At 65.7% G+C, this 11,133-nt stretch carries 10 protein-coding genes; 4 read left to right on the forward strand and 6 right to left on the reverse strand.

Going from position 1 to position 11,133, the window contains the following annotated elements:
* Positions 1 to 272: 272 nt before the first annotated feature.
* From mltB to V6M87_RS00665, 4 genes are read right to left on the reverse strand one after another with little or no spacing between them, the layout of a single operon-like run.
* Positions 273 to 1,421 carry a lytic murein transglycosylase B gene (mltB, locus tag V6M87_RS00650; protein WP_332847786.1) on the reverse strand — a complete coding sequence of 383 codons (1,149 nt, stop codon included), beginning with the start codon at positions 1,419 to 1,421 and terminating at the stop codon, positions 273 to 275.
* Positions 1,412 to 3,430: a transglutaminase TgpA family protein gene (locus V6M87_RS00655; protein WP_332847787.1), complete on the reverse strand. Its 2,019-nt coding sequence runs from the start codon at positions 3,428 to 3,430 to the stop codon at positions 1,412 to 1,414. Before V6M87_RS00655 ends, mltB begins: the two co-directional genes overlap by 10 nt.
* A gap of 10 nt (positions 3,431 to 3,440) precedes the next feature.
* Positions 3,441 to 4,454, reverse strand: a complete 1,014-nt coding sequence (locus V6M87_RS00660) for a DUF58 domain-containing protein (protein ID WP_332847788.1) — start codon at positions 4,452 to 4,454, stop codon at positions 3,441 to 3,443.
* Between the two features lie 8 nt (positions 4,455 to 4,462).
* Positions 4,463 to 5,383 (reverse strand): AAA family ATPase, encoded by a 921-nt coding sequence (locus V6M87_RS00665; RefSeq protein WP_332847789.1) that lies wholly within the window; start codon positions 5,381 to 5,383, stop codon positions 4,463 to 4,465.
* Between the two features lie 155 nt (positions 5,384 to 5,538).
* Between V6M87_RS00665 and V6M87_RS00670 the strand changes: the two genes are divergently transcribed.
* The 3 genes from V6M87_RS00670 (at position 5,539) to V6M87_RS00680 (ending at position 8,859) form a co-directional block, all read left to right on the forward strand.
* Entirely contained in the window at positions 5,539 to 6,471 is a 933-nt protein-coding gene (locus V6M87_RS00670) for a histone deacetylase family protein (protein WP_332847790.1), read from the forward strand.
* Positions 6,472 to 6,635: 164 nt separating this feature from the next.
* Positions 6,636 to 7,877, forward strand: a complete 1,242-nt coding sequence (locus V6M87_RS00675; RefSeq protein ID WP_332847791.1) for a choice-of-anchor X domain-containing protein — start codon at positions 6,636 to 6,638, stop codon at positions 7,875 to 7,877.
* A gap of 100 nt (positions 7,878 to 7,977) precedes the next feature.
* Complete coding sequence (locus tag V6M87_RS00680) at positions 7,978 to 8,859, forward strand: hypothetical protein (RefSeq protein WP_332847792.1); 882 nt, start codon at positions 7,978 to 7,980, stop codon at positions 8,857 to 8,859.
* Between the two features lie 50 nt (positions 8,860 to 8,909).
* Here the strand turns inward: V6M87_RS00680 and V6M87_RS00685 are convergent, their stop codons facing one another.
* Positions 8,910 to 9,143, reverse strand: a complete 234-nt coding sequence (locus V6M87_RS00685) for a hypothetical protein (RefSeq protein ID WP_332847793.1) — start codon at positions 9,141 to 9,143, stop codon at positions 8,910 to 8,912.
* A 185-nt stretch (positions 9,144 to 9,328) separates the two neighbouring features.
* Here V6M87_RS00685 and ylqF point away from each other — a divergent pair, with 185 nt between their 5' ends.
* Positions 9,329 to 10,276 (forward strand): ribosome biogenesis GTPase YlqF, encoded by a 948-nt coding sequence (ylqF, locus tag V6M87_RS00690; protein ID WP_332847794.1) that lies wholly within the window; start codon positions 9,329 to 9,331, stop codon positions 10,274 to 10,276.
* A 9-nt stretch (positions 10,277 to 10,285) separates the two neighbouring features.
* Here ylqF and V6M87_RS00695 read toward each other — a convergent pair whose 3' ends face one another.
* Complete coding sequence (locus tag V6M87_RS00695) at positions 10,286 to 11,101, reverse strand: DODA-type extradiol aromatic ring-opening family dioxygenase (protein WP_332847795.1); 816 nt, start codon at positions 11,099 to 11,101, stop codon at positions 10,286 to 10,288.
* Between the last annotated feature and the right edge of the window lie 32 nt (positions 11,102 to 11,133).

Here is an 11,133-nt window from a genome sequence, read left to right on the forward strand (position 1 = left end):
ACCCGCAACATAGCCTGAGTGCAATTCTCGCACATTCTCACAAAAAAATATTGTTGTTTATAATCACACTCAGCATATTACCCTCAACTTCAAGTCGCTCGGGAGTGTAATATTTGGTACTTTATAGCAACTAATCGAGGGGTATCGGGAATCCGTCATTCTCATGAAGCCGCATACCCCGTAGGGTATGCCAATATTTTCAGCTAAACTGCATGAAATTGTAAAAATTGAACGTTACAAAAATTTACAAAATGATTACTGTAGAACAAGCTCTAGTTTCCACGCGTCAAGCGCACCGCGCGACCAAGGTCGATCACTGACATGGCGTAGAAGTAACTACGATTGTAATTCGTAATAGCATAAAAATTATCGGAAGCGACCCAATATTCGGTCGCGTCGGCGCCGTTCTGCAGGTCCACCAGTCCATACAGGCGTCCAGGCGGCAGCGTGACGGCTGTATTGACGCCGGCAGCGCTGAGCTCGTCGGGACGGTAGTGCGGTGTCAGGCCCTTGCCCAGCAGGCTCTCCCAGTCCCGGCTGGGCGCCACCTGCGCGGCGAACACGGCCGGCCCAGTGTCCTCGCGCTTCCAGCCATGTACTACCAAGAAATTGGCGACGCTGCCGATCGCATCGGCCACCGAACCGCGCAAGTCCACACGGCCGTCGTTGTCGAAGTCGACGCCCCATTTCAGAATGCTGCCTGGCATGAACTGGGGCAGACCCACCGCGCCGGCAAAGGAGCCGAGCAAGGAAAACGGATCGATCCCGGCATGCTGCGCGAGCAAGAGCGTGTTTTCCAGCTCACCACGGAAGAAGGCCATGCGGGCAACGCGGTTGGGCGCCTCCGGATACGCAAACGCCAGCGTGGTGAGGGTATCGATGACGCGGAACTTGCCGGTGTCACGCCCGAACACGGTTTCCACGCCGATGATGCCGACCAGGATTTCAGCCGGTACGCCATAGATTTGCTCGGCGCGTGCCAGCAAGCCGGCGTTCTCGTTCCAGAAGCGCACGCCGGCATTGATGCGGATTGGCTCGATGAAGCGGCTGCTGTAGAGCTGCCAGTTCTTCGGTTTTCCCGGCGGGGCCGGCTTCACCAGTTGCACGGCCGTCTCCAGCAGGCGCGCCTGACCGAACAGGGTGTCGAGTTCAGCGCGGTTGAAGCCGTGTTTCGCCACCATCTCTTCTTCGAATTGCTGCACCGCGCTCCACGCGCTGAAGTTGACCGCTTCGGCATCCGGCGCGAGCGCAGCGGCCGGTTTGGCTTTGGCGGTTTTTTTCGCGCTCGCTTTGGCCTTGGCCTTGGCCAAAACCTTGGTCGCTTTCGGGTGTTTTTCGGGGGCAGCGCCGGCGGGGGCCGCCAGCGCAGCGGCCAGCAAGGCCAGCGCAGCGAGCAGGGAACGGGAACGAATCAACGGCATTGGGCAAGAAGGCTTTTCATGGTGGCTGGCAGGTCGGGCGCTGGCGCCGCGGGCCCGTAGCGATAAGCACTGTAGCAGCGCAGGAATTGGGCGATGGCAATGTGGCGCGCCGGTTCGAGGTTGGCGCGGGCCAGGCGCGCTGCGTACGCGGTCGGGCCCTCGTCAGGCTGGCGCGCATGGCCCAGCTGGCCGAGGCGCTGGCATAGGGCCGAGTATAGCGCATCGATCGGATCGCGCCGGCGCCGCACGCGCAGCTTGTGCGCACCCCACAGCAACAGCAGCGACACGGCAAGCACGGCCAGGCTGCGCCAGTTCGATACGCCTTCCATGAGTGCGCCCACCACGCTGCTCTGGCGTTCAGGCGTGTAGTTGAGCACCCACTGGTTCCAGCCATTGTTCACTGCGCTCAGGTGATAGCGCAGCTGTGCCAGCACACCGTTACGGTCGCGCGAAAAGTCGATCAGGCCGCCCAGGCCTTCGATGCCGAATGGCGGACGGGGCGGAATGGCACTGGACAGGCTGCGCCGGATGCGCTCGGGCGCCACTGCGGCGGTCGGGTCGACCCGCACCCAGCCGCGCGCACCGAGCCAGACTTCGGCCCAGGCATGGGCATCGGACTGGCGCACCGTCATGAAGCCGTCGACCGGATTGATGTCGCCGCCCTGGTAGCCGGTGACCACGCGCGCGGGCACGCCCGCCGCGCGCATCAGGACCACGAAGGCGCTCGAATAATGCTCGCAAAAGCCGGCGCGGGTTTGCAACAGAAATTCGTCGACCGGGTTGGCGCCGAGCAGGGGTGGCTCAAGGGTGTAGACGAACGATTCGCTGCGAAAACGCTGCAGCACGGCGTTGACGCGCTGCGCCGGATCGCCCTGCGCCGCGAGGGCGGCGCCCATGGCCAGCGTGCGCGGGTTGCGTCCGGCCGGTAATTGCAGCCAGCGCGCGGCGTCCGGCAACTCGGCGCCGCCCTGCAAGGTGTACTGCACGCTGGACTCGGCGTCGTAGCGCAGGCGCAGGTCCACCGGCGCCTGCGCCGACAATTCGAATTCCGGCGACATGCGCGCCACGTTCGAGTCCAGCTCGGGCACGCGGCGCGGCAGGTCCAGCACGTACAGCCAGCGCGTGCTGAGCGGTTCGAGCGTGACGTCATAGCGCAGGGCTGGTCCGCTCGCCACCAGGCCCGGTGGCATGGATGTCTGCGGCCTGCTGCGCTCGCGCGAGCGGGTCCAGGTGCGGCCATCGAATGCCCCCAGCACGATGGCGCGCCAGTACAGCTGCGCCTGTTCGGGCGCGGGGTCGGTAAAGTGGGCGCGGAAAACCACAGCTTCCGATTGCGCCAGACTGGAGAACTTGCCCGGTGTCATATCGGCCGAGAGCCCGGTGCGGCCACTGTTGGCATCCGATGGCAAGCCCCACAGTGGCCCCTGGATGCGCGGGAACGCGATGAACAGGAACAGCGCCAGCGGTGCGGCCAGCCCGATGATGCTGGCGGCAGTGCGCACGCGCCGGCGCAGCGGCGGCACACTGCCGGTGTACTGGAACGTCAATTGGGTGGTGACCAGCGCCAGCACGCCGAGCGCGATCATCACGCCCATGCCGATACTTTGCGAGTAGAAAAAATTGGTGAGCGCCAGGAAGAAGCACAGGAACACCACCACGAACAGGTCGCGCCGCGCATGCATTTCCAGCATTTTGAAGGCGACCAGCATCACCAGCATGGCCACGCCGGGGTCTTTGCCGAGGATGGTCTGATACGTTTGCAGCACGCCCAGCATGGCGGCGCCCGCCAGCGGCAGCAATAGTGTCGACGACGGCATGCGGCGCCCACCCAGGGTGATCAGCGCGCGCCAGGCCAGCGTGGTCAGGCACAGCAGCGAAACCCAGATCGGCAAGTGCAGGCTGTGCGGCGCCAGCACCAGCAGGGTGCTGCCGAGCAGCAGCAGGGTGTCGGCCTTGTCGCGCGACATCACGCGGTAACCGCGCAAGCGCGCCCGGAGCGGCGCAATCATGGTGTTTGCCTCATGCGGGTGTCCGGCGCCGGTCGGCCGGCAGGGAAAATTGCGCCAGTGCGCGCAGGCAGGCCGCCTGGTGCGCCGGGCCGGCAGCGGCATCGAGCGCGAAGGCGCCCAGCCGGAACGCGTAGGGCAGGCCGGCGCGCTCGGCTTCCAGTACCCAGCGTGTCATGCGCGCCAGACGCAATTCCAGGTCGAGCGAAAAGGGTAGTTGCTGGAAGTCGAGCACGACGTCATGGCGCGCGCCGCCTTCAAAATGCTTGGTGGCCAGCGTGCCGCCCAGTTCCGGGTCGAGCCGGGCGATCTGGCGCCACGCCATGTGGCGCATCGGGTCGCCGGGCTGATAATTGCGGATGCCGGCAAAATCATCCTGGCCGGGTCCGCCGGCGGCTTGCCCGCCGGGCCGGCCAGCCATCGGCAGCGGCGTGGCCAGTGCTTCCGGCGTAGGGTAGACGATTGCCTGCGCATCGGGTTCCCAGTAACTCCAGGCCGTGAACAGGCCGAGCGGATAGCGGGTCACCAAACGCACGCGCGGCGCGCCCAGCAAGCCGCGCGTCGGCGCGGCAACGGCCAGTTGCACGCTGCCGCTCGCACCGGCCGCGACGTCGACGGTGTGGCGCGCGCCTTGCGCACGGCGCGCGCCGCTGGCGGGAAAGTCGATGCACAGCGCGAAGCGGTCACGCCGGGTGCGGTTGATGATCAGCAGTTCGAAGCGCGCTTCCTCTCCGGCGAACACGTCCGGCACGCGCGCGCTTTTCAGGTGCAGGTGGGCCAGGTTGCGATAGGTGAGGAGCATGTCGACCACGCCGATGGACGCGGCCATGAAGGTCAGTCCGAACCCGAGACCCAGGCTGTAATTGATCGAGCCGGTCAGCAGCACGAACACCAGCAGCCCAAACGCGACGCCGGCCTTGTTCGGCAGGATAAACACGCGGCTGCGGTGCAGGAAAACTTCGCCCGCTTCGAGCTTGCCAAGCCGAAACATCCAGGCGTGCAAGCGCAGCGTCAGACGGGCTGCCATGGCTGCCCTCAGACCGCTACCGATTGCTGCAACTGGAGCAGCAAGTCGCGGCTGGCCAGGGCGGCGCCGTGGGCCGATTTAAGCGGGCGCAGGCGGTGCGCGCACACGGGTGCGAGCAGGGCCTGGATATCTTCCGGGATCACGTGATCGCGTCCTTCCAGGGCGGCCCAGGCGCGCCCCGCATTGAGCAGCGCAATCGCCGCGCGTGGCGACAGGCCTTCGGCGAACAGCCCGTTTTCTCGCGACGCACGCGCCAGTGCCTGGACATAGTCGACCAGTTTGGCGGACGCATGGATCGCGCGCAGGGCCAGCTGGGCCTCGGCCAGTTCGCTCGGCTGCATCGCGGCCGGCAGGGTCTTGAGCATGCTGCGCCGGTCTTCCCCCATCAACAGGGCGCGCTCGGCAGCCGCGTCCGGATAGCCCAGCGAGAGGCACATCAAAAAGCGGTCGAGCTGCGATTCGGGCAGCGGGAAGGTGCCGACCTGGTGCGTGGGATTCTGGGTGGCGATCACGAAAAAAGGCGTCGGCAGCGCGCGCGTGGCGCCGTCGCTGGTCACTTGCCGTTCTTCCATCGCTTCCAGCAGACCCGACTGGGTTTTCGGGGTGGCGCGGTTGATTTCGTCGGCCAGCAGCACTTGCGTGAAGATCGGCCCGGGATGGAACACGAAGGCGCCGGTTTCACGTTCGTAGATCGAAATCCCGGCCACGTCGGCCGGCAGCAGATCGCTGGTAAACTGGACGCGGTTGAACTGCAGCCCCAGCGACAAGGCCAGCGCGTGGGCCAGCGTGGTCTTGCCGACGCCGGGGACGTCTTCGATCAACAGGTGGCCGTTGGCCAGCAGGCAGGTCAGGGCCAGCCTGACTTGCTGTTCCTTGCCGATCACAACCTGGTTGACCTGGCGGGCGACGGCGTGCATTTTTTTGAACATGGCGGCTCTTAGTCGTAACGTATCAAGGGGCAAAGGTGGTGCACCGCGTGGTAAATTGACACTTCCTTGCCACTGCGGCGCCGGCACTCTCGTCGATTCTATGCGAGAACGCTACTTGCAGTGCAACAATTGTATTCACGTTTGAGCGCAGCAATATGCCTACTGCCATTTACCGCCATCCCGACTGTGCCCGTCACGACATGGGCGACTGGCATCCCGAATCGCCCAGCCGCCTGCAGGCCATCGACGACCAGTTAATCCGCGCCCGCATCGACGATCTGATCGAAGCGCGCCGGGCGCCGCCGGCCAGCGTGGAAGCCATCCTGCGCAACCATAGCGAAACGGCGCTGGCGCTGGTGCGCGACCACCTGCCGGCGGACGGCGCCGAGCCGTATCCGATCGATGGCGACACCTTGCTCTGTGCCCACAGTTACGCCGCTGCGCTGGCCGCCGCCGGCGCCGCCATTGCCGCCACCGATGCCGTGCTGGCCGGCGAACTCGATAATGCGTTCTGCGCGATTCGCCCACCCGGCCACCATGCGCGCCCGGGCGAGCCGATGGGTTTTTGCCTGTTCAATAATGTGGCAGTGGCAGCGCGCCATGCGATGGCCGTGCACGGGCTCGAGCGCATCGCCATCGTCGACTTCGACGTCCACCACGGCAATGGCACCGCCGAATCGTTTCGCGACGATGCGCGCGTGCTGATGGCCAGCTTTTATCAGCATCCCTTGTTTCCGTACACCGAGCCGGAACCACTCTCCGCCACCCATGTCAACGTGCCGGTGGCGGCCGGCAGTGGCGGCGAGGTGGTGCGCGCGCTGGTCGAGGAGCACTGGCTGCCGGCGCTGCACGCGCACCGGCCGCAAATGATTTTCGTGTCGGCCGGTTTCGACGCCCACCGCGACGACGAATTGGGCGGCATGAAGCTGGTCGAAGCCGACTACGCCTGGCTGACGCACCGGATCATGGACGTCGCGCGCGAGCATGCGGGCGGGCGCATCGTCAGCTGTCTCGAAGGCGGCTACGAGTTGTCGGCACTGGGTCGCAGCGTGGTGGCGCACGTCAAGGCGCTGGCCGATATCGACTGATTCTCGCCACAGATTTGCCGGGTCGGTCGTCATAAATTGACACCGAAATCGCCTTTGCGTAGATTTGAACGCAGCCCGTCCTCGATGGTGGGCGTTCAAAACACCAGGGAGACAGCAAATGCATCGGTTCCCCCGCATCGCCGTGCGCTCGGCCGTGGTCAGTCGTGCCACCTGAGCCGGCGAAGAAGGGACTGGGGCGGCGCCTGCTGCCCGTGGCGCTGGTGATGGTGCTGCTGCTGGTGCTGCTGGCGGCCTGGTACCGCGAGCGCCAGCCGGATGCGCCGGCAGTGGCGGTAGTTGCCCTATCGACCGGGCCCACGCGTCCCCTGTTCGGCAATATCGACGCGCCCGCCGCGACCTCGCCGGCGCCCGCGCCGGCGCGCCGGCAACTGCTCGAGCACTACCAGCTGGCGGAACGCACGCTGTGCAGTTACGAGCAGGCCAGCCAGTATCCGGTCGGCGCGCGGCCGATGGCGCAGAATGCCGACCAGGCCTATCCGAACCTGCCCGTCACCGAAGCCAATCCGATGCGGCTCGATGGCGGCGCGACCGACAGTGGCGTGCTGTTGCAAACCTCGCAGTCGCGCGTGCACATGGCCTCCGGCGAAGTGGTGGCGTTCACAATGCGCGCGGTCGATCCGGACGGCGCCACGCTGCCGCTGGTGATTACGCGCGCGCTGGCGGCCGGCATCAACTACGGCCCCACGCGCGCAAACGCCCAGGTGGCGCTGGCGTTCGCGGACGATGGCGTGGGCGCCGATCCGGTCGCCGGCGACGGCGCTTTCGCGGCGGTGCTGGCGCCCGCGCAAACAGGCCTGGCCAGCTTCGACGGCACCATCCGCACCCGCGTGGCCTACAGCGTGAATGGCAAGAACGGCAGCGTGGCGTTCGACGTGATCTATTCACCGCTGCTGCCGGCCGTGTGGACCGGCGCCGTGCGCGAGGCGCGCGAAAACGGTTCGCTGAACTTTTACCTGAAGGCCGAGGTGCGTGTGGCCGGTCGCTACATCGTCAGCGGGCGCGTCGACGATGCGCAAGGGCGCCCGTTTGCGCTGCTCACCTTCAACGACGTGCTGCCGAGCGGGCCGAACGAGGTGCGCCTGTCCGCGTTCGGTAAACTCCTGCGCGACGGCGAACCGGCGCTGCCCTTGACGCTGCGCGACGTCGACGGCTACCTGCTGCGCGAAAACGCGGACCCGGACCGGGCGCTGATGCCGCGCCTGGAAGGCAGGGTCGCGACCAGCCGCAGCTATCCCTTGACCGGTTTTTCCGACGCCCCGTTCGATGGCGAAGAGCGCAGGCGCTACCTCACCGAATTGGGCAAGGATGTCCGGCTGGCGCGCGCTGCCTTGTTGCGCGACGATCCGGACGGGGCCGTGCCAGCCTCCGCCTGCACGCCGCGCTGAAGGATGTTCAGTATCGTTCTGCCCACGTTGCGCGCGTGCCGGTTGACGCCGCGGCCGCAAGCTCGCTAGAGTCGATCCATGACTTGTCGGGGAGGCGGCGATGCGATCCTGGATAAAGAACTTTTTTTTGCTGTGCCTGCTGGCGTGGAGCGCGCTGGCCGGCGCCACCAACTACAGCCTGTGGGTGAACGGCCGCACCGGGGGCGGGGTGGTCGGCAACTACGCCAGTTTCAATTATTTTGGGCCGGCCACTGTCGCGGCGGGCGTCAATAAAATATCGGCCAACTGGGACGGGCGCAGCAGCATCGCGTCGCAAAGCGGCGTCCTGCGCAATGCGCTCGACTGCTTTTGCACGGGCGCCAACTGGTGTTACATCGCCACGCACAGCGCCGGCGATTTGCTGGTCGGGTACACGCTGGCGCAGTACGGCGGCAGCACGCGCAGCGTGACGGCGGCGGTGGCCAACGGCGCCGGGGTGTGCGCGGCGGCGCCTGGTGGCGCGCAGCAAACCGGCTGGAACATCAAGTGGGTGCGTTCGGCGGCAGGGTCGGCCGGCGGCAGCGAACTGGCCGATGCGGGCGCCTGGGCCATCTCCGAGCCGCTGGTGCAGGACCAGCGCGTGGCCACCGCGCGCGCCATGTACAACCACAACGACACCCACAATGTCTGGTTCTACATGTATGCCGGTGCGCGTGGCACCCTGTATTCCTTCCTGTTGCCCGGGCAGGACGACGAGGTCATCGCTTACCACAGCGCGGGCGGCGTGGCCGGCAGCGCGGGCGGCGCCTACTGCAATCCGTCCGACTGGTTCTGCAACGACCTTACCGTGGGGCCGGGCCCGAACCAGGGTGGCAGGCCGAAGTGGGCTTTTCACGACGTGGTGCTGCGCGACGATGGGGAGCGCTACCGCCACTACACGGGCGGCAACTGGGACGGGATCACGGCCCCGATGCGGCGTGACATGGAACTGTTTGCGCAGTAGCAGGGCAGGGCGGGCATTGTTTTCGTGCTGTCAGCTGAACGCTGTCTGCCTTAGCCGGCGTTTGCGCGCGCCCGTTTTTGCTCGGCCGTCAGGCGGCGGCCGACGACGTTCACCACTGGCATCGGCATCGGCGCCATCGCATCGGCAGGCCCAACCGTGACTGGCGCTGCCAGGTCGGCAACCGTCGCGCGCTGGCCGGGTGCACCCGGCTGCAGCGCGAACGTCGCGCACAGCAGGCCGAAGGCCAGCATCAATACCACTTCCATATGTTTGAGTAATTGCATGTCGGTCTCCTGGCTCGCGTCCACGGCGGACGCGAGCCCAGTCTGCCCGGGCTGTGCCGGGTGGAAATTGTTGTAGATCAAGTCCAGCGTGAGGCGAGCGGGCGGTACTGTTTGGCGGTTTTTTGCCAGTGTTACCTGCCAGCCATCGTAAAATAGCGCCTGACCGAAGATGAAGAGAGCACAGCATGTCGATACAATGGTACCCAGGCCACATGAACGCCGCCAAGAAAAAGGCGGCCGAACAGATGGAGAACACCGACCTGGTGATCGAGGTGCTCGACGCGCGCCTGCCTGAAGCGAGCTGCAATCCGATGGTGGAAGAGTTGCGGCTGTTCCGCCAGCGGCCCTGCCTGAAAATCCTGAACAAGGTCGACCTGGCCGATCCGGTCGCCACCGCCGCGTGGAGCGACTGGTACAACGCGCAGGAAGGCGTCACCGCGTATCCGATGACGACCAAAAAGCCGGCTGACGTGGCGCGCATTCCCGACCTGTGCCTGTCGCTGGCGCCGCACCGCGGTGTGCCCACAAAACCGCTGCGCATCATGATCATGGGCATTCCCAACGTCGGCAAATCGACCTTGATGAATGCGCTGCTGAAGAAAAAAGTGGCCAAGGTGGGCGATGAGCCGGCCGTCACCAAGATCCAGCAAAAACTGTATCTCGGCAAGAACATCATCCTGGTCGACACGCCCGGCATGCTGTGGCCAAAGATTGCGCTGGCCAGCGATGGGCTGATGCTTGCCGCCAGCCACGCGGTCGGCTCGAATGCGCTGATCGAAGAAGAAGTGGCCGTGTTCCTGGCCGAGGTCTTGCTGGAACAGTATCCGCACCTGCTGGTCGCGCGCTATGGCTTCAATCTCGACGGCATGGACGCCATCGCGGTGGTCGAAGGCGTGGCCGCACGGCGCGGTTATCGCATCAAGGGCGGCGACCTGGATTTTGAAAAAGGCGCCCACACCTTCCTGCAGGATTACCGCACCGGCACGCTGGGACGCATCAGCCTCGAGACGCCCGTGTCACGCGCAGCCCGCCTGGCACAGCACGATGTCGACATGGCGGAAAAGGCCCGCATCGCGGCCGAAAAAGCCGCCATCAAGGCGGCCAACTCCGCCCGCGGCAAGCGCGGCACGTAAATTCGCTTACTACGCCGCAGCGGCGCCGAACCGGAAACTCGACACCGCTAAACTGCCGAAAAAATCATCCTCGTGATACACGCTGGTCGCCGCCTCGTGTTCGGCCGCGCCGGCCGCCACCATCAGCGGCACCAGGTGGTCTTCGCGTGGATGCGCCACGCGCGCGGACGGTGCTGCGCTCCAGTGCAATAACGCTTGCTGGCGCTGGTCCGGCGTCAAATCGACCATCGTGTGCTGCAGCCACGCATCGAAGGCGTGCGATGCCGCGCGGCCCTGCGGCCCGAACGCGCGCAGGTTGTGGTACGACAGTCCGCTGCCGATGATGAGAATGCCTTCGTCGCGCAGCGGCGCCAGCGCGCGCCCGATCGCCATGTGCGCCTGCGGATCGTAGTCGTCGCGGATGGACAGCTGCACCACCGGCATGTCGGCGTCCGGATAAATCGGGTACAGCATCGAGAAGGTGCCGTGATCGAAACCGCGCGCGGCGTCGAGCTTGACGGGGTGGCCGGCTGCTGCAATCAGTTGCGCCACGCGCGCCGCCAGCGCCGGATCGCCTGGCGCAGGGTATTGGATTTGGTAGGTGTGGGCGGGAAAACCGCCGTAGTCGTAGATCATGCCGGGCGCGGCGCCTGAGGACACCATGAATTCCTGGCCTTCCCAGTGGCTGGTGATGACCAGCACCGCTTTCGGGCGCACGCCGATCTGGCGCCTGATGTCGACCAGCGACTGTTCCAGCTTGTCGTACGCAGCGCCGACATGGTCCTTCATGAAGGGCCACGGACCGCCGCCGTGGGAAACGAAATAGGTAGGCAGGCGAGGGGACATGGGTGCTCCGGCATCAAGTGAAAACTGATGAT

Source organism: Massilia sp. S19_KUP03_FR1, assembly GCF_036688685.1.
GTDB lineage: Bacteria > Pseudomonadota > Gammaproteobacteria > Burkholderiales > Burkholderiaceae_D > JALYUM01.

What these genes read in the sequence shown, in the direction of transcription:
- V6M87_RS00660 (WP_332847788.1), bottom strand. Translation starts at nt 4,454, where the DNA reads ATGGCAGCCCGTCTGACGCTGCGCTTGCACGCCTGGATGTTTCGGCTT.
- ylqF (WP_332847794.1), top strand. Translation starts at nt 9,329, where the DNA reads ATGTCGATACAATGGTACCCAGGCCACATGAACGCCGCCAAGAAAAAG.
- V6M87_RS00665 (WP_332847789.1), bottom strand. Translation starts at nt 5,383, where the DNA reads ATGTTCAAAAAAATGCACGCCGTCGCCCGCCAGGTCAACCAGGTTGTG.
- V6M87_RS00655 (WP_332847787.1), bottom strand. Translation starts at nt 3,430, where the DNA reads ATGATTGCGCCGCTCCGGGCGCGCTTGCGCGGTTACCGCGTGATGTCG.
- V6M87_RS00670 (WP_332847790.1), top strand. Translation starts at nt 5,539, where the DNA reads ATGCCTACTGCCATTTACCGCCATCCCGACTGTGCCCGTCACGACATG.
- V6M87_RS00680 (WP_332847792.1), top strand. Translation starts at nt 7,978, where the DNA reads ATGCGATCCTGGATAAAGAACTTTTTTTTGCTGTGCCTGCTGGCGTGG.
- V6M87_RS00695 (WP_332847795.1), bottom strand. Translation starts at nt 11,101, where the DNA reads ATGTCCCCTCGCCTGCCTACCTATTTCGTTTCCCACGGCGGCGGTCCG.
- V6M87_RS00685 (WP_332847793.1), bottom strand. Translation starts at nt 9,143, where the DNA reads ATGCAATTACTCAAACATATGGAAGTGGTATTGATGCTGGCCTTCGGC.
- mltB (WP_332847786.1), bottom strand. Translation starts at nt 1,421, where the DNA reads ATGCCGTTGATTCGTTCCCGTTCCCTGCTCGCTGCGCTGGCCTTGCTG.